The organism is Chryseobacterium gwangjuense, assembly GCF_021311115.1.
GTDB lineage: Bacteria > Bacteroidota > Bacteroidia > Flavobacteriales > Weeksellaceae > Chryseobacterium > Chryseobacterium gwangjuense.
On sequence record NZ_JAJTNP010000005.1, the window covers coordinates 39021 to 65274 of the forward strand.

Consider the following 26254-nt stretch of genomic DNA (forward strand, 5'->3'; position numbering starts at 1 on the left):
ATTATGTGAAATTACAAGGTGTAATTTTCGAGGTGCAAATATACAACATTAAACACCCCTTTGTCAAGTGTTATTTTTTTCAAGATTCATTTATGCTTAATTAATCTTGGAATTCCCTAAAGAAATCAAATTCTTTCATTATTAATTTTTCTGGAATTTTTAACGAAAAATCAACACTATGGATTTTTAAAGAGGTATCAGAAGAATATCCCATCGAATAATCCAATCTTATATTCTTCACAATGTAATTAGAATTCGGATCCAAAAATCCCTTTATTTTCTCCACTATTTCATTGCTTCTATAATACTCCATTCCTATTTCAATATAATTAAACTTTGATTTTTCTAAGGTTACCCATCCTTCAGCTCTTTTTTTCTTTCTCTTATTATTTTTAAAAACATTAATTTGATATTTCAAGGAATCTATTTTATTTACCTCCAAAATATCATTCTTAGCATAATTTTGATGCCTACTTTTGCTAAAATCGTTAGTATGGGTATACTCAAAAGTCACGGATTCTTTTGATTCTGTTACTTTAAAAGAATGTCTGAAATGTTTATCTTCCTCGTATATTGTTGCTCTTAACTTATCATTATATTTAACTAAACGTAAATAAACTTTATTTTTAGAATCATAAAAAGAAGTGGATATTGTTTTTTCTTTACTAGGTTTAATCCTATCGGTATGAGTTTCTATTGAATAGTCAAAATGATATTCCTGAGAAAAAAGATTAACAAAAGGAAAGAATAAAAATAATAGAGTTAGTTTTTTCATAAATGTGTTTTAATAATCTTCCATTCCTCCAACTTCTTTTCAAAAGAAATCGTATGCAGCGGACTTGTAGAAGGCAGTAAAAATACAGGAATTTTAAAATTCTTTCCTAAAACTTTTTGTAAGTTTTTAAATGATTTTCCTCCATTACAGAAAATAGCTTTAATGTTCGGATATTCTTCCAAAAGTTCTTCAATCTGATTAGCTTCTTCATTTTTGATTTCAGAATCCAGGCTTCCTTTTCTTTCACAAGAGTCGATGACATCCCAGATCGCAATGTGATTTTTCTTTAGAATATTAATTCTTTCCTTATAATCATCTGTAAAATTCTCACTAAATAATTCAAAAATAATTTTCCAGAATTTATTTTGTGGATGGGCATAATATTGTTGCTTTTCCAACGACTTCACCCCCGGAATTGATCCCAGAATTAATATTTTAGAAGTATCGTCAATAAAAGGCGGAAAAGAAAAAATTCTATTTTGCATAGATCAAATGTAATATTTTCCTAAGTTATTTTAAAAACAAAAAAACGGACATATTTTGTCCGTTTTTTATATATTTTCCTGATAGATTCAAATTATTAGCTATTTTGAACCACCCCGTCAAAAATTCTAACGAATTTTTGCCACCCCTCCTCTGGAGGGGAATTTGGGATTACAAAGTTTCTTTCAACCAGTCGAAGAATTCTCTTTGCCAAACCAATCCGTTTTGAGGGTGAAGAACCCAGTGATTTTCGTTCGGGAAATAGACTAGTTTTGATTTCAACCCTCTCAATTTCGCAGCCTGGAAAGCTTCCTGACCTTGTTCATAAGGAACTCTGAAATCAATTCCTCCCTGAACGATCATAATCGGCTTATTCCACTTATCTACATAGTTGCTTGGGTTAAATTCCGTATACGCTTTTGGTTGTGGTTTTTCCCATGGTGAACCTAAATCCCAGTTGGCAAACCAAAGTTCTTCAGTGGTTAAATACCAAGATTTCATATCAAATAGTCCATCATGAGCGATAAATGTTTTGAATCTGTTTTCATGAATTCCCGCCAACATGAATACACTGTATCCTCCGTAACTTGCTCCAACTGCTGCCACTCTGTCTCCGTCTACATAAGGTAACATTTTTGCATAATCGGTAGCTGCCAAATAATCTCTCATTGGCTGTCCTCCCCAATCTCTTGAGATCTCTTCATTCCATTTCGTTCCCCAACCCGGCATTCCTCTTCTGTTTGGAGCTACTACAATATATCCGTTTGCTGCCATTAATGCAAAGTTCCATCTTGTACTAAAAAACTGTGTTAATGCAGATTGAGGACCTCCCTGACAATATACCAACGTCGGATATTTTTTATTCGGATCGAAGTTTGGCGGATAATGGAACCACACTCCCATTTCTTTTCCGTCGGAAGTTTTCACCATTTTCAGTTCAGATTTTCCCTGAGCTAATTTCGAATACATGTCTTTATTCGCTTCAGTAATCTGGTTCATTTCTCCGTTTTTAATATTCACAGAGAAAATATCGGTTGCATGATTGATATCTGTTCTTCCTACTAAAAGTGAGCTTTTCTGATCTGCAAAGATTTCATTCACATCAAAATCACCTCTTGTGATCTGCTGAACTTTAGCAGTTTTCGGATCTAATGAAAATAATTGTTTTGTTCCTCTGAAAGCTGCCGTGAAATAAATCGTTTTAGAATCTCCACTCCAGAAAACATCTCCGGAAACACTTTCATCCCAACCACTCGTTAAGTTTGAAATCTTTCCTGATTTCCAGTCCATGATTTTCACATCATTCTTGTCTGCTTCATAGCCGTCTCTGGCCATACTCTGCCAGATTAAAGATTTTCCATCCGGACTGAATTTTGGATTTACATCATACCCTTTATTAGCTTCCGTCAGGTTTTTTGTAGTTCCTGATGCGAAATCATAAGCAAAAATATCTGTATTGGTACTTGTAGAATACTCTTTCCCGCTTTTCGGTTTTGTAACGTATAAAAGTTGTGAAGAATCCGGACTAAAGATGAAATCTTCCGCCCCACCAAAAGGTCTTTGAGGAGAATCCCACATTTTTCCTTCCAATAAATCTTTTGCACCTTCCTCTTTATCTGAAGTGTTGACTACAAAAACATGATTATATTTCCCTTCGTTAAAGTAATCCCAGTGTCTGTGGTTCAGATCTGTATATACTTGTGCTGTAGTTTTTGGAGTATCGGAATATTTGTCTTTTCCCATTACTTTTTCCACCAAAACCTGCTTGCTGAAAGCGATTTTCTTACCATCAGGAGAGATTACCACATTATCAACTTCCCCAATTGTGTAGAATTCTAACCATGTTTTACCATTGTCTTTTGAAAGAAAGATCTTTTCTCCTTCCTGAGCATAAATTCCGTTTTTGTCCCACTGAATAAGAGCTTTCTTACCAAAATCAATTTTCGTAGACTGATTATTAAGAACGTTTAAGAAATAGTTCTCACTTTTCGTTTTTTCAGTTTTAAGATCAACCTGTCCTATTTTATAAATAAGGGAAGACTGATCCGGTGAAACTGCCTGTACTCCTACTTTTTTCAAAGTCCATAGGATTTCAGGCGTCATTACTTGTTGTGCATTCATTAAAAGCGGAGCTGCCAAAGCCAGCAGACTGTACTTAAGTTTCATATTCTGATTCATTTTTAACGGATCTATAAAATCTTGCTCGATTTCATACTCCTACATTCAAAGATTGCCAAAGTTAATATTTAAAATAAAAATGAACGAAAGAATTAACATTTAAGTTATTTCTTTCTTCAAAAGAAAATCCGTCAATTAACAACTGACGGATTTTATTGATATCGTTAAAGAGATTTTTTATTAATCTCCATCTGAAAAGATTGAATTGGCTAAAGAAGTGATAATTGACAGTAAAATACTGAAAATAAATGCCCACCAGAAACCATCAATTACCATACTATCAATAAAGTAATCTGCTAATAAAATAATTAAGGCATTGATTACTAAAGCAAAGAAACCCAGCGTAATAATCGTAAGCGGTAATCCGAATAAGCTTAAAATCGGTTTTACAATTACATTCAAGACTCCTAGAACAATGGCAAAAATAATGGCTGTGCTAAATCCTTCAAAATGTACTCCCGGTAAAATTTTAGTTAAAAGATAGGCTACAATGGCAGTGACCAGTAATCGGATAATTAAGTTCATGTTATTTATTTTTTGTTATTTGTAGTAATTAGCGAACAAAACTCATTCCATTTTCATGTGAAAAGGGTTTATTGCTGCTTATTTTATCTTCATCATCGTTACCAATGATGTCGCTACATGACTTTCATTTTCTCCATTTTCATCGACAACATAAATTTCCGTTCTTACCACGATTATCTTTCCACCTCCTTTGATGACATAAGATTTTGAAACCAATGCCTCTCCTATTGCCGGTCTTAAATAATTGACTTTCAATTCAACCGTTACCACATAGCAATCTTCTTCATAATGACTTACAGCAGCATATCCTGAAGAAACATCCACCAAAGAAGCTATCATTGCTCCATTAAACATTCCTGCTTTTCTGGTCATCATTTCCATTTTGGGAATTTTAATAGAAATATAATCGGTTTCCACAGCCAGTAATTCTGCTTTGTAGAATTTCAGGGTTTCGGAGCGGCCAAAACTGTCTAAGATGAGCTGTTTTTTTTCTGAAGTCATTATTCTTAATTTAAAGCAAATGTAGCACAACCCTAAAAAACGTGAAAATTTTCATTCAATATTCATATATAAAACCAGGAAGCTGTAAATTCGTTCAACTGAAACAGGTTATAAACATACTATGGGCAACGATTTAATATACCGATTCATCAAACCTGAAAAATCACTGACCGACTTTGTGTATGGTTATTCTTCGTTGCAAAATCTGTCGACCTTTAAAGAAGGGGTGATCATTCCCAACGGAAAAATTGATTTACTTTTCTGCAAAACTACCGATAACCGGTTTCAAATTGTTTTGATGGGGCTGGAAACCCAACCTAAACCGATGCCTGAAACTGAGTTTTCTATTTTTTTCGCCATCAGTTTTAATCCGCTTGCATTGGAATATATTCTGCATCAATCTATTGCAGAATTTGTAGACAGTGGGAAAGAATTACCTGATAACTTTTGGGACTTCAGTATGGATGATCTTGACGATTTTGAACAATTCTGTGAAAAAGCTTCTCAAAAAATTAAATCATTGCTTCCTAAAGAAATTGATGAACGAAAGCGCAAATTGTTCGAACTTATTTTTTCGACTCACGGAGAAATCACCGTTAAAGACCTTTCAGAACAAATCTTCTGGAACGAACGTCAAATCAACCGTTATTTCAACAAGCAGTTGGGAATCTCGTTAAAATATTATTGTAAAATTTTACGTTTCCAGGCTTCTCTTCATCATATCAAAGACGGAAATCTTTTTCCACAGCTTAATTTTACCGATCAGTCCCATTTCATCAAAGAGATCAAAAAGCTTTCCGGAGTTTCTCCCAAAGAACTTTTTAAAAATCAAAACGACCGATTTTTACAATTTTTGGTGTACCATACCTCCTAATTTTGCAGCATAAAATTTAAAATTATGCTTATCAATAATCAATCAATTGCCATTGTTGGTGGTGGTCCGGGTGGATTAACATTAGCAAGACTGCTACAATTAAAAGGTGCTGATGTAAAAGTATTTGAAAGAGATCTTAATAAAAATGCCCGCGTTCAGGGCGCTCCTCTTGATCTTCATGATGATTCGGGACTGGCTGCAATCCGTACAGCAAATCTGTTGGAAGAATTCAAACAAAATTACCTTGTGGGAGCCGACAGAGAACTTATCGTTAACGAAAATGCAGAAGTATTTTTCAGCGATCATGATTCCAAACCTGAAGAAGATTTCGGGCATCAGCATTTCCGTCCGGAAATCGATCGTGGAACCTTAAGAAAAATCTTACTGGAATCGTTGCAACCGGAAACGGTAGTTTGGGACAGCCATTTTGTTTCGATGGAAAAGCAGAATGAAGGATGGCTTTTGCATTTCAAAAACAATACAACAGCCTATGCAGACATTGTGATTGCCTGTGACGGAGCGAACTCAAAAATCCGTCCTTATATCACTGACAGTAAAGCTTTCTATACCGGTATTACTATGCTTGAAGGAAATATTCTGCAAGCAAAAGAGAATGCTCCAAAAGTTTACACCTTATTGAAAGGAGGAAAAATAATGGCTTTTGGAAACAAGAAAAATCTCCTGATGGGGCAAAAAGGAAACGGTGACATTGGTTTTTATGCAAGCTTAAAAACGGATGAAAACTGGGCAGCAAACAGTGGCTTAGACTATACCGACAAAGTTCAAATACTGAACTGGTTCAAATCTACATATCCGGAATGGAATCCTATTTGGCTGGAATTGTTCGAAAATGCAGAAACACCCTTTATTCCACGTCCTATTTATTGTATTCCTTTTGATCAGAGTTGGGAAGCTCAATCTAATGTAACGATGATCGGAGACGCCGCTCATGTAATGCCTCCGTTTGCCGGAGAAGGCGTTAATATGGCCATGCTGGATGCACTAGAATTGAGTGAATGCCTAATTTCAGCTCAATACAAAACCTTACAGGAAGCTATTTCCGGATATGAAATCCAAATGCGGAAAAGAGCTGCTATAGCTGCAAAAGAGTCTCTTGACAACGGAGAATTGATGCATGCTGAAAATGCGCTTGAAAATATGCTGAACTTTTTCAACGAACCTCATGAATAATAAAAAAAGAAACGGCTGAAGCCGTTTCTTTTTTATATTGTATATATTTTGATTTTAAGGAATAATGACGCTAAACTGATCATTAAAGGACAGAACTCCTTCTGTCACACTTTCAGGATGTGTACTGAACCCTTTCAATTTTGAGGTTTTGCCTTTGAGTACTAAATCCATCAATTGTTTATCCGACAGTTTTTTACCGAAGATTTCAAAATTCACCTTAAAGCCACAATTTTTAAAATCAGAACAACCGACAGCGGTTTTTCCTTTCATTAAATGGTGTTCTTTACATTTCGGGCATTTCGTTTCTTCCCAGGATTGAAGCTCTTTTTTAACAGCAGGTTCGCGTTTTTTCTTTTCTTTAACCTCAACTTTTTCTTCTTCCAGGCTAATCACTTTTCCTTTTCCGTCCACTACTTTCTTAGTGAGTTCGGTTACCATCTGGATCAGTTCTTCTTTAAATTGATTGGCTTCATATTCGCCTTTTTCAATTTTACGAAGTTTTAATTCCCATTCTCCTGTCAATTCGGGACTTTTCAACAGTTCATCTTCGATGGTGTCGATCAGCTGGATTCCGGTTTGGGTGGCAATTAAGTTTTTCCTTTTCTTTTCGATATATTTTCTCTTGAAAAGAGTTTCGATAATGTTGGCACGGGTTGATGGTCTACCAATTCCGTTATTTTTCATCATTTCACGAAGTTCTTCATCATCCACCTGCTTTCCGGCCGTTTCCATGGCTCTAAGAAGCGTTGCTTCCGTATAAGGTTTTGGTGGTGAAGTTTTTCCCTGATGAATCATCGGATCATGTGGTCCTGTTTCTCCAACCGTGAATTCAGGAATGGTTTGTTCTTCTTCCTTTTCTTTTTCTTTATCGTTGGATTCTTCTTTAGGTTCTTTAGCATAAACAGCTCTCCAACCCGGTTCAAGAATCTGTCTTCCACTGGTTTTGAAAGGAATTGTTCCCACTTTCCCTTCTACTAAAGTATTTGAGATTTTACATTCGGGATAAAAAACAGCAATGAACCTTTTGGCAATCAAGTCATAAATCAGCTTTTCTTCCCTGCTCAGGTTTTGAGACGGCGGAACTTCAGTTGGAATGATCGCATGGTGATCAGTAACTTTCGTATCATCGAAAACTGCTTTCGACTTTGGAATCGGTGCTTCCAAGAGAGGTGAAATTAAGTCCTGATAGAAATACATTTTTCGTAAAATCCCTTCTATTTTAGGATATAAACTTTCGGATAGATAAGTGGTATCAACACGCGGATAGGTAACGTGTTTTTTCTCGTATAAACTCTGGATGTAATTCAATGTATTCTCTGCAGAATACCCATATTTTTTATTGGCTTCTACCTGAAGTCCCGTTAAATCGAAAAGTCTCGGATTTTTTTCTTTCCCTTCTTTAATTTCAAAAGAAACGATCTCAAAAGGATTTACTTTAAGGTATTCCAATCCTTTTTCAGCACGGTCTAAGGTTTTTAAACGGTCGATTGCCGCATTGAAAATTACGTCACGGTATTTGGTTTTAAGTTCCCAATATTCTTCAGTGGTAAAGGCATCAATCTCTTTTTGACGCTGAACCAGCATTGCCAATGTAGGCGTCTGCACTCTACCGATGGAAAGAACCGCTTTATTTCCTCCGAATTTTTTTGTAAAAAGTCGGGTTGCATTGATTCCCAACAGCCAATCTCCAATCGCTCTTGCATTTCCTGCGAGATACAGATTTTTGTAATCTTCAGCTGGTTTTAAACTTGCAAAGCCTTCTTTAATCGCCTCTTCGGTAAGGGATGAAATCCACAAACGCTGAATCGGTTTATTACATTTTGCTTTCTGCAATACCCATCTTTGAATCAGTTCTCCCTCCTGACCGGCATCCCCACAGTTAATGACCTCATCGCATTCTTCGACTAATCTTTCAATGACTTTAAACTGATTTTCAACGCCTTTATTAGGGATTAATTTGATCCCAAAGTTGTTAGGAATGATGGGTAACAAAAACAAATTCCAGGCTTTGTATTGCGGACCGTAATCGTGAGGTTCTTTAAGGGTACAAAGATGTCCGAATGTCCATGTTACACAATAGCCGTTTCCTTCCATATAGCCCTGCTTCGGAGTGGTCGCGCCCAATACTTTGGCGATATCTCTGGCAACACTGGGTTTTTCGGCAATACAAAGTTTCATGAATTTTCGGAATTATAGAGGAGGGCAAAATTCGGGATTTTTTTTGGATTTTACTAATTTGTTCGTTCTATTCCCCACTGATCAGACTTCCACAAACGATTTTAAAATAGCTAAATTTCTATAATCAACTCCTTTTCATAGCCGTTATATTTTTCATCAATATATCCATGAGGATTACAAATAATTTTTGTATTCCCGATTTCATAGTCTGAAGGGGTGTGAATATGACCATGAATCCAGTATAAAGGTTGATATTCCTGAATTAAATCTTCAAGATTAGAAGCATAAGCTGATGTAACGGGATCATTTTTGTACTGTTCCGGAACAGAATGAATACTTGGAGCATGATGAGTCACCACAATATTTTTCATTTCTTTTGATTCCTCTAAGCTTTCCTGCAACCATAATTTTGATAACTGGTGAATCTTAAATACATCTACCGTTCGCATTTTAGAATAAGAAGGATCACGTTTTATTTTCTTATAATCATTCATAACCGACTGACAAATCATTCCATATTCTATCGGATTTCCAAAAATTGAGAAATCCGTCCACAAAGTCGTTCCATGAAAACGAATTCCTTCAATATCTACAAACGAATTTTCCAACACAAAAACATTCGAGTCCTGCCCTGCGTCTTTTATCTTATGTAATGTTTTTGGATAGGAACCTTTGTAATATTCATGGTTTCCCAAAACATAAATTACAGGTTTATCAGGAATATTAGTTTTAATCCATTCAATTCCTTTTGTTCCTAAATTTACATCTCCTGCTAAAACAACCACATCGGCGTTATCAAATGATAAATCGGTATATCCAAATTCCTGATGTAAATCACTTATGATCTGTATTTTCATTTTTACAAATTACACTAAAAAAACTACATAAAAAAGCTCCCTAAAAAGAGAGCCTACTAACAATATGTATAAAACAAAATTAATTAATCTTCATCGGAACTTCCATTAAAAGAATCTCTGTGTTTTCTGATGTTGCTTTAATATTCAAACCTGAAATATCCCAAACTCCGAATCCGTCTCTTTCTTCTAATTTCTGACCGTCAATTTCTGCACTTCCTTTAATGATAAAAGCATACACCCCATTTCCTTTTTTCTTAATCTGATAATGGGTTTCGATATTATTTTCAAAATTCCCTAAATGAAACCAGACATCCTGATGAATCCAGACTCCTTCGTCATCTGCATTGGGAGAAAGGATTTGCAGGAACTTGTTTTTACTTTTTGTTTTGTCTAATGTAATCTGATCATATCTCGGGGTAACATTTCTTTTGTTGGGATAGATCCAGATTTGAAGAAACTTTACCAAACCTTCTTCATTTTTACTGAATTCACTGTGCATGACTCCGGTTCCGGCGCTCATCACCTGAATTTCACCGCTTTTTATTACCACTTTATTACCCAAACTATCTTCATGCTCCAGACTTCCTTCAAGAGGAATGCTTATAATCTCCATATTATCATGAGGGTGAACTCCAAATCCTTTTCCGGCTTCCATAGTATCGTCGTTCAATACTCTCAAAGCTCCAAACTGAATTCTTTCAGGATCATAATAATCCACAAAACCAAAAGTTTTTTGACTTACCAACCACTCACTCTCTGTTTTTCCTCTGGAATCAGCTTTATGCAATACATTTTTAGTTTCGGCAGGTTTAGAAAAAGCAATATTCACTTCACTTTTCAATAATCCGCTTCCGCCTCCGTAATGATCGATCACCTTAATTTCCTGATCTAAATTTTTACAAAAAGCTTTAATGTCCTGTTCAAACTGATCTTCCAATCCGGAACTCAACAATACAATATCAACTTTATTATTGCTGATATAATCATAAGCCGCCTCTTCACTACTGAGGATTGTAGCTTTCCAGCCATCATTGTTTTCTATAATTCTTTTTAAAACGTCAAGAATTTCCTGATTTTTTCCGAGGACTAAGAAATTAAGCATTTTCATTTCAGATAAATTAAGATTTAAAACTAAAGCTTACAATGTTTCTTTGAACCAAACATCATTATATTCTTCCGGATGACGCTTGAACTGTGCATGAACATACGGACACAACGGCACGATTTTCAAGTCATTTTCTCTGGCATAAGAAACCAGTTTTTCCAATAATAATTTTGCAAAACCTCTTCCTTCGTACTCAGGATTAACTTCCGTATGGTAAACCGTTAGTTTGTTTCCAATCACTGAAATATCCATTTTTCCGGCCTTGTTATCGTCTGAGAAAAGCTGAATTTCTCCTCTTACGTTTCCTAAAACTACCTCTGTTCTTTCCATTATTTTATTTTTTAATTTTGATAGTTTAAAGGTAAGACCTTTCTCAAAACTGAATCATGATCTATGATAATAAATGAGTTAAACAAAAAAATTCAGCATTAAGCTGAATTTTTACTAACAGAAACCCTAGAGGTCCCTTCATTTTATATAGTTACCTGATTACCTTTATTTTATCACTTTGTGATCTTTGTTAAAAGGCGAATAAGTGTTTCTACTTCATCATCCGTCAGATTGCTATACACGGAATCCACTTCTGAAAGTGCATCGGAAACTTTAGTATATAAAGCTTCCCCTTTATCTGTCAGATTCACATCTATCAGACGTTTATCATTCGGGTTTACATTTTTTTCCACAAGATCTTTCACAATCAGACGATCTACCAACCGGGAAACTCCTGCATTTTTTTCCAACATTTTCTTTAGTATATCTGAAGTAGATAAAGGAATTCCTGCATCATGCAGAATAGACAGAACGTTATACTGTTGTGAAGTAAGTCCATATCCCGCAAAAAATTCCTGAGACTGGTCATAAACATTGTTATATGTTTCCACCATACTAATCCCGAGTTTCCTGCGAAGAGGTATTTCGTGAAGATCTTTTTCCATTTTTCCTATTTTAAATTACTGTATCAGATATCCTCCGTCTACAGGAAGATAAGCTCCCGTACAGAAGCTTGCGTCATCTGAAGCCAAAAATAAGACTGTTTTTGCAATTTCTTCAGGTTTTCCTAATCTTTTCATGGCATGTTTAGATTCCATATAAGATCTGTATTCCGTACTTTGTGCCGCATTGTCCATTAATAAAGGAGTTTCTATATATCCGGGGCCAATCGCATTGACACGAATATTACTGGTTCCGTTTTCCAAAGCAGCGACTTTTGTAAGTCCAATCAAACCATGTTTTGAAGAAGCATAAGAACCGATTCCAAATTCAGCAACCTGGCTCATAATAGAACCCATATTCACCACTGCTCCTCCGGTTTCCTGTGTTCTCATCTGAGCAATCTGATATTTCATTCCATAAAATACACCATTCAGATTGATATTGATTACTCGCTGCCACTCTTCTATTGATTTTTCATGAATCGGAGAAGCGTCTACAATACCGGCATTATTTACGGCCACATCCAGACTTCCGAATATTTTCACTGTCTCAGCAATCGCTTTTTCTACTTCTTCCGGTTTAGATACATCACAGGCAATGAATCTGGCATCTGTTCCTTCTTTCAGAACTTCTTCCAACGTTTCTTTATTTTCTTTAAGATCTGCAATGACCACCTTTGCACCTTCTCTTGCGATTAATATAGCAACAGCTTTGCCTATCCCAGAGTTTCCTCCTGTAATAAATGCTACTTTGTTTTCAAAACGTTTCATAATGTTTGTTTTAGATTAATAATTATTCTTATTTCAAATTTAATGACTAATCATTAATGTCTAATCACAAAATAAGTTAAATTTCAAGTACTAAATAAAACAGCCTCATATTCAATAACTTAAAATAAAAATTCATTACAATACAAAACAACAGCATTACCCTATTTATCTAATTCTCAAAAATTTTAGTTTATTTTAACTTTTTCATAACATAAATTTTACAAAATAAAATCAGACTAATGAATACTTTAATAAATTTAAAATTAATAGCCTATAAAAAATTAAAAATACAAACATTTGATTTATAGTAAATTAAATTATAAAAACTAAATTAAATAATAAAAAGTCTACTTTTATAGTAGACTAATTAAAATTATATTATATATTTGCAACCATATTTAGGATAATAAATAAAATGAAGGCAAAATTTAAAAATAACTCACAGAGAAAACATATCATCAATACCATGATGATGTATTGCTGGATGCCTAAAATCCAATATTCCTGTGGTTAACCTTACTTTTATATATATATTTTTTAAAGGCCCTACCACGTTGTAGGGCCTTTTTTATTGAACAAGAACAATATCAAAAATGATAGAGATAAAAAATATTTCCAAAACTTTTCACCAGAAAAAACAATCTTTCAAGGCGCTGGATAATATAAGCCTGAATGTTGAGCAAGGTGATATTGTCGGAATCATCGGATTTTCAGGAGCAGGAAAAAGTACGCTGATCCGAACGGTGAATCTTCTTGAAAAACCTGATAATGGTGAGATTATTATTAACGGAAAAGATTTCACAAAATTAAATTCCAGACAATTAGCCAACGAAAGAAAAAAAATCGGGATGATTTTCCAGCATTTTAATCTTCTTTCTTCAAGAACAGTTTTTGAAAATATTGCGCTTCCGTTAGAATTAGATCGTGTCAGCAAACTAGAAATCCATCAAAAAGTTAATGAACTTTTGAAAATAGTTGGCCTGGAAGATAAAGCCAATGATTATCCTAAAAATCTCTCGGGCGGGCAAAAACAAAGGGTGGCCATTGCAAGAGCTTTAGCAAATAATCCCTATCTCCTACTCTGTGATGAAGCGACAAGCGCACTCGATCCGGCAACCACTCAATCGATTTTACAATTATTGAGGGATATCAATCAAAGATTAGGGATTACCATTTTGTTGATCACCCACGAAATGGAAGTCATTAAAACGGTCTGTAACCACGTTGCAGTGATAGACAAAGGAAAACTATTAACCAAAGGAACTTTAAGCGAGATCGTCTCCAATAATGAGAATCCTATCATCAAACAATTTTTAAAATCTGGTGCTATGACTATACCACAAGAACTGAATAAAAAACTACAAAAAGAACCGCAAGACGGATTATTTCCTCTTGTTGAAGTTGAACTTAACGAACAAATATCTGTTGAAGAATTGCTTTCAATAGTATATGATAAATATAAAATACCTTACAAACTTCTGAAGGCAGACGTCGAATATTTGGGTGATTCCAACTTCGGAAAACTATTGTTGCAGCTTCAGGGGGAAGAAGAGGAAAACCAGCAGGCAATCTATTATTTTAATCAGAATAAAATTCAAAATACGGTAAGAGGATATGCTTAATGATACGGTGATTTCTCTTTTATCAAAGGGAATTTGGGAAACAGTTTTTATGACATTCGTGTCAGGATTTTTCGGATTTGCATTGGGATTACCGGTTGGAATTCTTCTGTTTTTAACCCGAAAAGGGCAGCTTTTGGACAATGTAATGTATAACAGGGTTTTATCTGTTTTGGTTAATATTTTCCGTTCTATTCCTTTCATTATTTTGATTGTATGGATGATTCCGTTTACAAGAAGTTTGGTTGGAACCTCAATTGGGGTGAATGCAGCTTTAGTTCCTCTAAGTATCGGTGCTGCACCTTTTATAGCAAGATTAGTAGAAAACAGTCTGTTGGAAGTTCCTCATGGATTGATAGAAACTGCTAGAGCTTTAGGAGCAACTCCACTTCAGATTATCCGAAAGGTTTTGTTACCTGAAGCTCTTCCGTCTTTGGTTAATAATGCTACAATCACACTCATCACTTTGGTTGGGTATTCCGCAATGGGTGGAGCTGTCGGAGCAGGAGGATTAGGACAAATCGGTTATCAGTACGGCTATATTGGCTATGATGTGGTGATTATGAATTTGGTGTTGGCATTACTGGTGACCATCGTATTTATGATCCAGTTTTCGGGTGACCGATTGGCAAAAAGATTTGATCATCGTTAAAAAGCTCAGAGAAAATTATAGCGTGTAAACGCTTTGAAAATACAGTGTGAATGTGAAATAGTGTGGTGGTTTGATGATTTCAGCCATCGATCCGGCGAAAAAGGAAAATTTTATGATGAAGGAATGTCAAGGTTGTCATTTTTCTTTTTCGCCATTTTTTAGAAAAATAGTTACAATGAAAAAAATAAAGATTTTAGGAGTAATCGCAGCAGGGTTATTATTGTTTACAGCCTGCAATTCGCCGAAGAAAGATGATCCGAACGTGATTAAAGTCGGCATTACTTCCGGTCCGGAACAGGAAATTGCAGAAGTGGCTAAAAAAGTAGCCAAAGAAAAGTATAATCTTGAGGTAGAACTGATTTCTTTCAATGATTATGTGGTTCCCAATGAAGCTTTAAATAATGGAGATATTGATGCCAATGCTTTCCAGCACGTTCCTTATTTGAATGAACAATCCAAACAGAGAGGCTATAAGCTTGCTGTTGTCGGAAATACTTTCGTGTACCCGATTGTTGCGTATTCAAAAAAAATTAAAAACATTCAGGAACTTCAAAACGGAAGCACTATTGTGATTCCCAACGATCCTACAAACGGGGGTCGCGCCTTACTTTTATTACAGAAAAACGGATTGCTAAAATTAAAAGACAGGATCGGTTTATTACCAAAAGTAACTGATATTGTTGAAAATACGAAACAATTGAAAATCCTTGAAATTGAAGCTCCTCAATTACCAAGAGTATTGGATGACAAAGAAGTTGTAATCGCCATTATTAATAACAATTTTGCAGCTCAGGCTGGATTAGATGCAGAAAAACAAGGCATTTTTAAAGAAGATAAAGATTCTCCTTATGTGAATGTAATTGTTTCAAGAGAAGACAACAAAACTTCCGAGAAAGTTAAGAACTTTGTAAAAGCCTATGAATCGGATGAAGTGGTAAAAAAAGCGGAAGAGATTTTTAAAGGAGGCGCGATCAAAGGTTGGAATTAGGTTAGTAAGTGGTGAATTGCCAATATTAAAAATTGAAATTCTACGAAACCCCGAGTACAAATATTACAAAAAATAATGCCTGACTGAACAACATCAATCAGGCATTACCATATAAAATGAAAAATTATTTTGCCATAATTTGATCCATATATGTTTTATTATCCCAAAATAAATATTCTTCACTCATCGTACCGTCTTCTTTCCAAATACCGATGGTAGCCATAGGAAGTCTGAATTTTTTACCCGTCGGTTCAATGAATTTACCATCTCCTGTTGGCATTGGTTTAGTGAAAGTACCTTCCATATATCCTATTACTGCAGTCATGTTTCCTGAACCTATTTTAATGGGATGTTCCTTTATTCTTGTATCAGGAGCATAAACAAACATAGCATCTAACGTTTTAATATGTTGCTCCAAGCCTATTTCAGTATGTCCATCCGGAAAATGAACTTTTATATCCTTAGCGTGGCTTTCATGCAAACGTTTCCAGTCTCTGTTACTAAACACCGTATAATCAAGTGTATCAAAAGTTGCGAGATTCTTTGAAATAATCTCATTAGTGGCAGTCAATTCCTTAACTTGCTTTAAAACTTCATCGCTTTCTGCAGTCTTTTTGTCGTTCTGGCGACAAGATGTGAATGCAAATGCTATGGTAACCATTCCTAAAAAACTTACTGTTTTTGTAATTGAATTTTTCATTTTGTTATTATTAATAATTTTTGATAACAAATTTCTTCATTAATCAATCCAACCGGGTAATAAAATTCGGAAGTTTTGTTGTGTTTTTTTAACATCAACAATTAAATTTTATAATGGTACTTAGAATAGAGTGCTACTTTGAGATCAAGTCTTTTTTAAAATACTATCTAATAACGATATTATAACAGGAAAATCTGTAGAATTATCATGAGACCAATGAAAGGCTGCAGTTTATTTTAGAATGATTAAATTGCATTTACACATTTTTATAATAGTTCTTATGGATGAATTTTTTACTATAATCAGATTAGGTCCCGAAGATGCGGAGATAATTAAAAATTCACCCAACGATCCTCACAGGCATGATTATGAAGAGCTGATTATTGGAAAAGAGGGAAAATTAGAACACTTTATTGATTTTAATTCCAAGCTGTTTGAATCTCCTTTTATAAGCTTTGTTACAAAAGGAAAGATGCATCGCGCTCGCCCGCTTTCAAAAGACGGAAAATGTGACATATGGGCATTACGGTTTAAAACTGAATTTATTCCAGAAACAACATTTCAACTATATGCTTCCTTTCATGAAAATGCAAGTTTAAGCATGAAAGATGATGCATGCTTTGATCGATTAAATTTAATCTGTAATATGATCTATGCTGAGTATAAACAAACTCAACCCGATCTATGTATCATTAGACAATTGCTTAGTACAATATTGACAATGGTTGAATCGGAAAGGCGAAAAATAAAATCAGATGTTCAAGAATACAGAACGGTACAAAGTACCACTTTTAGAAATTTTCTTACTCTATTAGAAGAACACTATAAAGAACCTGAAGGTGTAAATTTTTATGCCGAAAAGCTGTTTATGACTGTGCGTAATTTAAATCTTATTTGCCAGAATATCCTGTATAAGAGTGTTTCGGAAATCATAGAAACACGAAAACTTGTGGAAGCAAAAAATCTATTAATTACGACCGATTTAACGGTATCTGAAATAGGGTATGAATTGGGCTTTAAAGAGAAAACTTACTTCACCCATGTTTTTAAAAAGAAGGCAGGTATTACCCCTACCGAATTCCGACAAGAAATGTCAAAAATTATTTCTTAATCAGTTATCACAACCCTAGTTTCTAAGTTTAAGCAATCATAAAAACTAAATAATAAAGTATTTCTTATTATTCTACAATTAAGCTTTTATGAAATCCCTCTGCGTTTTTCAGGGGAATCTTTTAAAATTTATTTCTTTCATAAGAAGAAGAATAATTTATCATGTATTCAAAAAAAATACATTTTCTCAATTTGAGATAATAAATATTTTTTGCTAATTTTGTTACCGATCAATAAAAAGGCTTTTATGTTAAAGAAAACCGCCATTGTAAGTTTATTTACATTTATTTCAGCTTCTTATATGGCTCAAAATACGACTCTACCTGTTTATTTAGACGAATCAAAACCCGTTGAACAACGAGTTCAGGATGCCCTTTCCAGAATGACGCTGGAAGAAAAAGTGGCCATGCTTCATGCACAATCGAAATTCAGTTCTCCAGGAGTTCCAAGATTGGGAATTCCTGAATTCTGGACTACAGACGGTCCTCATGGGGTACGTCCTGAAGTAATGTGGGACGAATGGAATCAGGCTGGTTGGACCAACGACTCCATTATCGCTTATCCTGCATTAACAGCACTTTCCGCAACATGGAACAAAAAAATGTCATGGAACTACGGGAAAGCACTTGGTGAAGAAGCCCGTTACAGAAAAAAAGACATTCTTCTGGGACCCGGAGTGAATATTTACAGAACTCCATTGAACGGAAGAAACTTCGAATATATGGGGGAAGATCCTTATCTGACCTCTAAAATGGTGGTTCCTTACATCAAAGGAGTACAATCCAACGGTGTAGCAACTTCCGTGAAACATTTTGCTTTAAATAATCAGGAAATGTTCCGTCATACCAGTAATGTAAAAGTGGATGACAGAACATTATATGAGATTTATCTTCCGGCTTTCAAAGCGGCAGTAACAGAAGGAGATTCATGGACGATTATGGGAGCTTATGATATGTATAAAGGGCAGTATGCGAGCCAAAATCAATATCTTTTGAATGATATTTTGAAAGGAGAATGGAACTACAAAGGAGTTGTGGTTTCCGACTGGGGAGCTGTAAACAATACCGAACAAGCCATCCACAACGGATTGGATCTTGAATTCGGAAGCTGGACCAACGGACTTTCGGCAGGAACAAAAAATGCTTACGACAATTATTATTTAGCAAAACCTTATCTGGATTTAATTAAGTCCGGAAAAGCAGGTACGAAAGAGCTTGATGATAAAGTTTCAAGACTTTTAAATTTAGCTTATAAAACAACGATGAACAGAAACAAGCCTTTCGGAAACATCGCTTCTAAAGAGCATAAAGCGGTTGCTAAGGAAATCGGTGAAGAAGGAATTGTATTGTTGAAAAATCAAGGAAATGTACTTCCGATCGACATCAATAAAGCTAAAAAAATCGCTGTAATTGGTGAAAATGCAATCAAGATTATGACTGTTGGTGGTGGTTCTTCTTCATTAAAAGTGAAATATGAAACGCTTCCTTTAGACGGAATTAAAGCAAGATTCGGAAAACAGTCTGATGTTCAATATGCAAGAGGTTATGTAGGAGATATTGGAGGAGAATACAACGGGGTAAAATCCGGTCAGGATCTGAAAGATACACGTTCTGAAGCAGAATTATTGAATGAAGCTGTTGAATTGGCAAAAAAATCTGATTATGTAATTTTCGTCGGAGGGTTGAACAAAGCTGATTTCCAGGACAGTGAAGGAAACGACAGAAAAAGCTACGGATTGCCTTACAATCAGGATAACGTGATTGCCGCATTGGCAAAAGCAAATAAAAATCTTGCTGTGGTTTTAATTTCAGGAAATGCAGTTGCCATGCCTTGGATTAAAGAAGTTCCGACTGTTTTACAATCCTGGTATTTAGGTTCTGAAGCCGGAAATTCTATCGCTTCCATTTTAGCTGGAGATGCGAATCCTTCCGGAAAATTACCATTTACTTTCCCTATGAAACTGGAAGACAATTCAGCGCACCAGTTAGGAGAATATCCTGGTCAAAAAGATGAATTTGCGGCTGGCAAAGGAAAAGATCAGAAAAATCCGATCAACATCACCTACAATGAAGGAATTTTTGTGGGATACAGATGGCATGACACGAAAAAAATTAAACCGCTATTCAGTTTTGGACATGGTTTGAGCTATACAACTTTTGAGTTTGGAAAAGCTAAAGCCGATAAAACGATCATGAGTCAGGATGATAAAATTACGTTTACAGTTTCAGTTAAAAACACAGGAAAAAAAGCCGGAGCAGAAGTTGCCCAGTTGTATATTTCTGATTTAAAATCTTCTGTAGAAAGACCATCCAAAGAATTGAAAGGTTTTGAAAAAGTATTTTTAAATCCCGGAGAAGAAAAAGAAGTGACATTCACGATTGACAAAACAGCTCTAAGTTTCTTCGATGCTCAAAAACATGACTGGGTTGCAGAACCTGGAGATTTTGAAGCACAGATCGGAAATTCTTCGGATGCCATCAAAACGAAAGTTAAGTTTACTTTGAAGTAATTTTACTTATATATATTTCTAAAACGAGATGCCTGAATTTTTTCAGGCATCTTTTATTTCTATGCTAAATATCACCTTGAAGATCAACAAGTAATTCCTTATATTTATGTCACTAAAGTAAAAATATCATGGTAGAAACTGCCTCATTTTATGAAGAAATGCAATACGAAGAAGGGAATAAACCAGCCGTAAAAGTGATGCTTAAAAATGATTTGGCTAAAGAGATCAGAATTCTTTTCCGTACACATCAGGAAATGAAAGAGCACAAAGCTCCCTATCCTATTATTGTTCAGGTTTTGGAAGGCTCTATTGATTTTGGAGTTGAAGGTAAAAGATATATTCTGAAAAAAGGAATGATGATTCAGCTATCCGCCAATATTCCTCACGATCTTCTGGCATTGGAAGAAAGTATGGTACGACTTAGCTTAAGCCTTTTGGACCAGACTTCCAGAGTTGAAAATATATAAAAAGAAGCATGTAAAATGGTATTCTTCTCTATTGTATCTAAAATCTGTTTAAATTAAAATTAACCACAAAAAATACAAAAGCTATTTATCCAGTTATTATCAGATTACTAAAAGTACTAAAAAGAATAAAAATCAAAGATTTTTAAAGACTTGTGCGTCCTTTTTTCAGTTTAATGATAAACTTTAAATATAATATATAAATCTTTTGTGGTTAAATAAAAAGTGTAAACAAACTTCTATTTTAAATAAGTATCATACAAATCTGTTCTTCGATCTTTCAACACTTGCACAGAACCATTATAATGCAAATCTTTCAGAAGATTAAGGTCCACATCTACAATTAAGGTCATTTCCGTATTAGGAGTTGCCTCTCCTTTTACTCCATTTGGAGGGAACGCAAAATCAGACGGCGTGAAAACCGCTGCCTGTCCAAACTGAATATCCATATTATTAACCCCCGGAAGATTTCCTACACAACCTGCAATGGCAACATAACATTCGTTTTCAATTGCTCTGGCTGCAGCACAGTGTCTCACCCGGATATAGGCATTCTGAGTATCAGTAAGGTAAGGTACAAACAGGATTTTCATTCCCTGATCAGCCAATATTCTCGGAAGTTCAGGAAACTCCACATCATAGCAGATGACCAGTCCTATTTTGCCACAATCGGTATCAAAAACTTTGATCTCGCTTCCGCCTTTCATCCCGTAATATTTCTTTTCATTGGGCGTAATATGAATTTTCCTGTATTCATCTATTCTTCCGTCTCTATGCAAAAGATAACTTACGTTAAACAGATCATTATTTTCAAAAACCGGCATACTTCCTGAAATAATATTGACATTGTAGCTGATCGCAAATTCAGAAATCTTATTTTTAATGCTTTCCGTCATTTTAGCCAGCTCAATCATACTATCTCTTCCCGATAAATTATTGAAAGGAGCTAATAAAGGCGTATTAAAGAGTTCCGGAAAAAGAACGAAATCCGATTTATAATCACCCATTACATCTACAAAAAACTCAACCTGTTCATAGAAAGCATTGATATCCTTAAACTGTCTCATCTGCCATTGTACCAAACCGAGTCTTATGATACTGTCCTGCATGGTATTCGGCTTTTTACTGTAATAAATATTGTTCCATTGCAGCAACACGGCATTTTCTTTTGAAGATTCATCTTCAGGAAGATATTTTTTTAGTACTTTGATCGGAAGAAAATTATTGGATAGCTGAAAGGAAAGAACAGGATCATAAATTTCCTTATCCCTTACTTTACGAATATAATCTCTTGCAGAAAGTTCATCACTATAGGTATGATAATTCGGAATTCTTCCTCCCAATACGATAGATTTCAGATTCAACAGCTCGCAAAGCTCTTTACGCGCATCATACAATCTTCTTCCCAATCTCAGCTCACGAAACTGAGGATCCACAAAAACTTCAATTCCATACAATACATTTCCTGTAGCAGAATGGGTATTAAAAGAATAATTTCCGGTAATATCACTGTACGTATGATCATCCCCGAAATCTTCATAGTTAACTACAATTGAAAGAGCAACTGCCGCCAATTTTCCGTCTACTGTTATACAAATCTGACCTTGTGGAAAAATTTTGGTAAGCTTGGCAATGCTTTTCTTAGCCCAAACGTATTCCGACATTTTAGGATAAGCAAGCTTCATAATTTCTACCAGTTCATCATAATCTTCAAGCTTTAATGTTCGTGTTTCAATTTGCATATTATTTATTTTTATGATTTGTAAAAAGGTGTCAAATGATTTCCATATTTAAATCGCTGCCAATTAAATACACTAAAATATACGGATTTTTTGATTCGGAAGGTTAATATTTTTGTATTCTTTTTAATTATTTATTAAGTTTACTTTGTTGAAAATTAATGATTAAACTAACAGCATTTCGCTAACGAAAATGAGCAATCAGGTTAAAAATTTGAGAGAAAAACAGCATCTGACCCAATCTGAACTTGCTGAAAAATCCGGACTTTCGTTAAGAACTGTTCAGCGGATTGAGGCAGGAAGCATTCCCAAAGGATTTACCTTAAAAGCTCTTGCACAAGCCCTACACACAGAACCTGAAAAAATTGTGCCTTCCGTCGAAGAAACCAACAAAGCGAACAGAGCAAAACTCATCAATCTTTCTGCTTTATGTGGTCTTGTTCTTCCCTTTGGAGGAGTGATTGTGCCTTTGATTTTAACTTACAAAACAAAAGATTCTGCAACAAAAGAAATTGGCAAAGACATTGTCAGCCTACAAATTGTATTGGCTGCCGTTCTCTCTCTTTTTATGATTGTAAGTCCGTTCATTCAGCATTTTTCAGGCATCCGGTTTCCTCTTTTTTTGGTGCCTCTTATCTGCTTACTCGGTGTAAAGCTGTTCATTATCATCAGAAACGGCATCAGTTTAAACCAAAACAACAATTTACACATCAAACTGAAAACCAGTTTTTTATAATTAAACAAATACAATTGTCGTAAAATTGTCGTCTCATTTTTGCAAGATTTCTGATTGAAAACCACGAATCTTGCAAAAAAAATAACAATGAAAATTTTTAAGAAAATTGTATTGACTTTTTTAGTCGTTTTGATCCTGGCTTCAATGGGCGGTTATCTCTATTTCGATCAGAAATTTACCCCTGAAAAAAATTATTTAACCATAAAAAACGAAAGCGGAAATATTCCGATTACATGGCTAGGAAATGATAAGAACGTCTTGCTTGTACCCATTCATTTTCCGGCAGATTCTGCGACTTACTATTTACAGTTTGATACTGGTTCTCCTTCTACCCTATTTTATACACAAGCCATCAAAAATATAAAAGGGATTAGTATACATCAGGAGCGGGCAAAAGCATCATTTACTTTAGGAAAAACAACAATTTCTTCAGATCAATTCATGCTTGTTTCTCAAAAAGAAACCCAACATAAAGATGTTTTCAATATTATCGGAACTTTGGGCGCAGACATCCTGGAAAACCATAAAACGCTTATTAATTTTAAAGAAAACTATCTGGCTTTTAATCTTTCAAAACTACCTCTTCAGTACAATGATCAACTGATAGATTTTAAGTTTAAAAAGAGAAAAATCATTCTAAAAGGGATATTGAGAGGACAAGAAGAACAATTCCTATTCGACTCCGGAACAAGTGCTTATGAATTGCTGACCAATAAAGAAACCTGGCAGAGTTTAAAATCTTCAAATTCTAAAGTCACTGTTGAAAGAGCTCAGTCATGGCAAAACATTCTCACCACGTTTATGGCAACTTGCGATCAAAACATTCAATTTAAAAACAAAAAAATTCCACTCCGTCAGGTTACCTATGTAGAAGGCTTTTCACAAACCCAGTATGCCCTCATGAAATTTTCGGGAATGACAGGAATGCTTGGCAATAGAATTTTCCTAAAAAATGTTTTGTATCTGGATGGTGAAAATGAAAAAATGGCGATAGACTAGACTAATGCATTCGAAAAACCTATCGAATCAATAAGTTGTATCATTTGATTCGAATACCATTTTTCATTAGTTCTTGACCTTCTTCATTATTCAAAAAGTTCAAAATTCTAGTCATTTTGTTCGACAATCCTTCGAGAGCTCTTCGAGAGTCCTTCGGAAAAAGCCTCATTTTTCCGAAGAACTCCCGAAGGTGATCCGAAGAAGACCCGAAGAAAACCCAAAAAAATGAGGCTAGATATAGAGCAAAACCAGTCATTATTTTCATTACTGAAAAAAGGTTAAATGAAAGCCCGGATCTTCATTTAACCGATCCCGATCAATAATTAAGATCACAAGATCTTATCTATCAACTATCCTGGTCATCATACAATAGCAGAAAACAAAGAACGAAAAACTAAAATCAAAGACAATAAAAATTCCCCTCTTTCAGAGGGGTGTCAAAAATTTTAAAATTTTTGACGGGGTGTTCAGATCCGAGCAGTCCAAATAACAAAAAAAAACTCCGATACTCATACTGATAACAATTTATAACACGACACCCTTTGTCGCTATACAGGAATATCTTTGCCTCAGAAACCTCACCAATAGATAAAATGATATAAAAAAGTAATAAAATTTACAATTATTTTATTCTATAAATCTATTCGGTGTGAAGTAAAAATGATATTTTTGCAAAAATTTAACAACTATTAACACTTTAAACACGAGATGAAAAAACTTTACATAGGTGCATCTTTCTTATGCACGGTTTTGAGCATATCGGCTCAGGAAGTATTGTGGCAGAAAGACATCAAATCCTCTACTCAGGATTTTCTAAGCCAGGTCACTCCAACGGTAGACCTTCAGTATCTGATTACCGGAAGCTCCATTCAGTCACAGAAACTTTCTACGGAAAACAAGCAGAACAACGGCTACGATTTCCATTTGGTGAAACTGAACCAACAGGGAGAAGAAGTCTGGGAAAAATATTTCTCAGGGAAGAACCATGATTATCTGTCTGCTTCCCTATCCACTCAGGATGGTGGATTTCTGTTGGCAGGAACTTCTTATTCAGGAAAAGGATTAGATAAAAAAGAGGATTCTAAAGGAGGATCGGATATGTGGCTGATCAGAATCAATGAATTCGGAGATGAATTGTGGCAAAAAACCATAGGAACCACTTCTGATGAAGAAGCCAGAGCAGTGATTCAAACGACTGATTTAGGATTCTTTGTGGCAGGAAACGTTCAAAACTCTGCACAGGGCTTTGGTTCCAAAGATATTCTGATCACAAAATTAGATAAAAACGGAAAAGAGCTTTCTCAGCTTATTTTGGGTGGAAAAGGCTTAGACGAAGTAGAGAAAATGATTCCAACGAGAGATGGCGGAGTTTTGTTGGGAATGTATTCCAGGAGTTCCGAGGTTAGAGGTTCGGGTTCCGAGTTTCGTGATTCGGGGACAGTTTCGGGTTCCGTGGTTCGTGGTTCGGGTTCCGCAAACACTACCTCGAATCCCGTATCCCGTTATCCCAAATCCACGAATAATTTCGGTGAAGGTGATTACTGGATCATCAAGCTGAATAAAGACGGTAAAGTAGAATGGGAAAAGAACTATGGAGGAAGTGGAGATGATCATGTAAGAACAATGGCAATGACCACTTCAGGATTTATCATAGGAGGAGAAAGCCGCTCTTCAAGATCAGGCAATAAAACTGTAGGGATAGAAGAAGGAACGGATCTTTGGCTGATCTCCTTAAACGAAAGAGGCGAAGAAATCTGGCAGAAATCCTACAACTTGGGTAACAGGGATGTTCTGATGGGAATGCATGTGATCTTAGGACATAATGAAAGAGAAAAGAATAAAGACTTAACCAAAGGTGTTTTACTGGGAGGTTATACTCAGGCAGAAGGAAGAATAGAAACCGATGATGAGACGTTCTGGATGTTGTATGTGGATGAGAATGGAAATGAACAGTGGAGAAAACATGTAAAAGGAGAATCTAGAAAGAAAGAAGAAAGATTATCGGATATCAGACTAAACAGAGACGGATCGATTATTCTGGCAGGAACCAGTGCTGAGGAATTAGGAAAAGAGAACTGGAAGATCGTAAAGTTGGGTGATCAGCAGGTAGACCAATTGATAGAAAAACAGGATATCAAGATTTATCCGAATCCGGTATCGGATTATGCGTATGTAGAGATCGGCTATGATTTCAAGGAAGCAGATATTGTGATGTATGATATGTCAGGAAGACAGCTTCAGAGCTTGAAAACGAAGAATAAGGTGACGAAAATCAACACTCAATCTTTAATACAGGGAGCTTACCTGATTACGATAAAAACAGATACGAACAAAACGGCGAATGCTAAATTGATTAAGAAATAATATA

24 protein-coding genes are annotated in these 26254 nt (G+C 35.2%); 11 read left to right on the top strand and 13 right to left on the bottom strand.

The genetic code is table 11. From position 1 onward, the window contains the following. Positions 1-100 precede the first annotated feature (100 nt). From LV842_RS10825 to LV842_RS10845, 5 genes are all read right to left on the bottom strand, one after another. Positions 101-775: a hypothetical protein gene (locus LV842_RS10825; RefSeq protein ID WP_233111473.1), complete on the bottom strand. Its 675-nt coding sequence runs from the start codon at positions 773-775 to the stop codon at positions 101-103. Then, entirely contained in the window at positions 772-1260 is a 489-nt protein-coding gene (locus LV842_RS10830; RefSeq protein ID WP_233111474.1) for a DNA-deoxyinosine glycosylase, read from the bottom strand. The genes LV842_RS10825 and LV842_RS10830 overlap by 4 nt, the downstream gene beginning before the upstream one ends. 169 nt (positions 1261-1429) lie before the next feature. Then, positions 1430-3424: a S9 family peptidase gene (locus LV842_RS10835; RefSeq protein WP_233111475.1), complete on the bottom strand. Its 1995-nt coding sequence runs from the start codon at positions 3422-3424 to the stop codon at positions 1430-1432. A gap of 192 nt (positions 3425-3616) precedes the next feature. Then, positions 3617-3961: a phage holin family protein gene (locus LV842_RS10840; protein WP_233111476.1), complete on the bottom strand. Its 345-nt coding sequence runs from the start codon at positions 3959-3961 to the stop codon at positions 3617-3619. 78 nt (positions 3962-4039) lie between these two features. Beyond that, on the bottom strand, positions 4040-4462 hold the full coding sequence (locus LV842_RS10845; protein ID WP_233111477.1) for a PaaI family thioesterase: 423 nt from the start codon (positions 4460-4462) through the stop codon (positions 4040-4042). Positions 4463-4583: 121 nt separating this feature from the next. Here LV842_RS10845 and LV842_RS10850 point away from each other — a divergent pair, with 121 nt between their 5' ends. After that, on the top strand, positions 4584-5336 hold the full coding sequence (locus tag LV842_RS10850) for a helix-turn-helix domain-containing protein (RefSeq protein ID WP_233111478.1): 753 nt from the start codon (positions 4584-4586) through the stop codon (positions 5334-5336). A 24-nt stretch (positions 5337-5360) separates the two neighbouring features. Then, positions 5361-6527: an FAD-dependent oxidoreductase gene (locus LV842_RS10855; protein WP_233111479.1), complete on the top strand. Its 1167-nt coding sequence runs from the start codon at positions 5361-5363 to the stop codon at positions 6525-6527. 54 nt (positions 6528-6581) lie between these two features. Here LV842_RS10855 and LV842_RS10860 read toward each other — a convergent pair whose 3' ends face one another. The 6 genes from LV842_RS10860 to LV842_RS10885 all read right to left on the bottom strand — a co-directional run bounded on the left by LV842_RS10860 (position 6582) and on the right by LV842_RS10885 (position 12370). Beyond that, complete coding sequence (locus tag LV842_RS10860) at positions 6582-8705, bottom strand: type IA DNA topoisomerase (protein ID WP_233111480.1); 2124 nt, start codon at positions 8703-8705, stop codon at positions 6582-6584. Between the two features lie 110 nt (positions 8706-8815). Beyond that, entirely contained in the window at positions 8816-9562 is a 747-nt protein-coding gene (locus LV842_RS10865; protein WP_233111481.1) for a metallophosphoesterase, read from the bottom strand. Positions 9563-9641: 79 nt separating this feature from the next. After that, a complete protein-coding gene (locus LV842_RS10870) occupies positions 9642-10385 on the bottom strand; it encodes a pirin family protein (protein ID WP_233111761.1) in 744 nt (247 codons plus the stop codon). A gap of 315 nt (positions 10386-10700) precedes the next feature. Beyond that, positions 10701-10997 (bottom strand): GNAT family N-acetyltransferase, encoded by a 297-nt coding sequence (locus LV842_RS10875; protein ID WP_233111482.1) that lies wholly within the window; start codon positions 10995-10997, stop codon positions 10701-10703. Positions 10998-11170: 173 nt separating this feature from the next. Then, positions 11171-11602, bottom strand: a complete 432-nt coding sequence (locus LV842_RS10880) for a MarR family winged helix-turn-helix transcriptional regulator (protein ID WP_233111483.1) — start codon at positions 11600-11602, stop codon at positions 11171-11173. Positions 11603-11617: 15 nt separating this feature from the next. Next, on the bottom strand, positions 11618-12370 hold the full coding sequence (locus LV842_RS10885) for an SDR family NAD(P)-dependent oxidoreductase (RefSeq protein ID WP_233111484.1): 753 nt from the start codon (positions 12368-12370) through the stop codon (positions 11618-11620). A gap of 593 nt (positions 12371-12963) precedes the next feature. Between LV842_RS10885 and LV842_RS10890 the strand changes: the two genes are divergently transcribed. From LV842_RS10890 to metQ, 3 genes are all read left to right on the top strand, one after another. Next, positions 12964-13992, top strand: a complete 1029-nt coding sequence (locus tag LV842_RS10890) for a methionine ABC transporter ATP-binding protein (RefSeq protein ID WP_233111485.1) — start codon at positions 12964-12966, stop codon at positions 13990-13992. Next, positions 13985-14641, top strand: a complete 657-nt coding sequence (gene metI / locus LV842_RS10895; RefSeq protein WP_233111486.1) for a methionine ABC transporter permease MetI — start codon at positions 13985-13987, stop codon at positions 14639-14641. Before LV842_RS10890 ends, metI begins: the two co-directional genes overlap by 8 nt. Positions 14642-14816: 175 nt before the next feature. After that, positions 14817-15629, top strand: coding sequence for a methionine ABC transporter substrate-binding lipoprotein MetQ (gene metQ, locus LV842_RS10900; protein ID WP_233111487.1), 813 nt, complete (start codon positions 14817-14819; stop codon positions 15627-15629). Positions 15630-15753: 124 nt separating this feature from the next. Here metQ and LV842_RS10905 read toward each other — a convergent pair whose 3' ends face one another. Then, positions 15754-16329, bottom strand: a complete 576-nt coding sequence (locus LV842_RS10905; RefSeq protein ID WP_233111488.1) for an ester cyclase — start codon at positions 16327-16329, stop codon at positions 15754-15756. Between the two features lie 280 nt (positions 16330-16609). Between LV842_RS10905 and LV842_RS10910 the strand changes: the two genes are divergently transcribed. From LV842_RS10910 to LV842_RS10920, 3 genes are all read left to right on the top strand, one after another. Beyond that, entirely contained in the window at positions 16610-17440 is an 831-nt protein-coding gene (locus LV842_RS10910; RefSeq protein WP_233111489.1) for a helix-turn-helix transcriptional regulator, read from the top strand. Positions 17441-17686: 246 nt separating this feature from the next. Further along, on the top strand, positions 17687-19948 hold the full coding sequence (locus tag LV842_RS10915; RefSeq protein WP_233111490.1) for a glycoside hydrolase family 3 C-terminal domain-containing protein: 2262 nt from the start codon (positions 17687-17689) through the stop codon (positions 19946-19948). 128 nt (positions 19949-20076) lie between these two features. Further along, complete coding sequence (locus tag LV842_RS10920) at positions 20077-20415, top strand: cupin domain-containing protein (protein WP_233111491.1); 339 nt, start codon at positions 20077-20079, stop codon at positions 20413-20415. A gap of 236 nt (positions 20416-20651) precedes the next feature. Here the strand turns inward: LV842_RS10920 and LV842_RS10925 are convergent, their stop codons facing one another. Further along, positions 20652-22154 carry a carbon-nitrogen hydrolase family protein gene (locus LV842_RS10925; protein WP_233111492.1) on the bottom strand — a complete coding sequence of 501 codons (1503 nt, stop codon included), beginning with the start codon at positions 22152-22154 and terminating at the stop codon, positions 20652-20654. A 190-nt stretch (positions 22155-22344) separates the two neighbouring features. Between LV842_RS10925 and LV842_RS10930 the strand changes: the two genes are divergently transcribed. The 3 genes from LV842_RS10930 to LV842_RS10940 all read left to right on the top strand — a co-directional run bounded on the left by LV842_RS10930 (position 22345) and on the right by LV842_RS10940 (position 26250). Continuing rightward, positions 22345-22887, top strand: a complete 543-nt coding sequence (locus LV842_RS10930; protein ID WP_233111493.1) for a helix-turn-helix domain-containing protein — start codon at positions 22345-22347, stop codon at positions 22885-22887. An 87-nt stretch (positions 22888-22974) separates the two neighbouring features. After that, positions 22975-23886: a hypothetical protein gene (locus LV842_RS10935; protein ID WP_233111494.1), complete on the top strand. Its 912-nt coding sequence runs from the start codon at positions 22975-22977 to the stop codon at positions 23884-23886. Between the two features lie 708 nt (positions 23887-24594). Beyond that, entirely contained in the window at positions 24595-26250 is a 1656-nt protein-coding gene (locus LV842_RS10940; protein ID WP_233111495.1) for a T9SS type A sorting domain-containing protein, read from the top strand. Positions 26251-26254 lie beyond the last annotated feature (4 nt).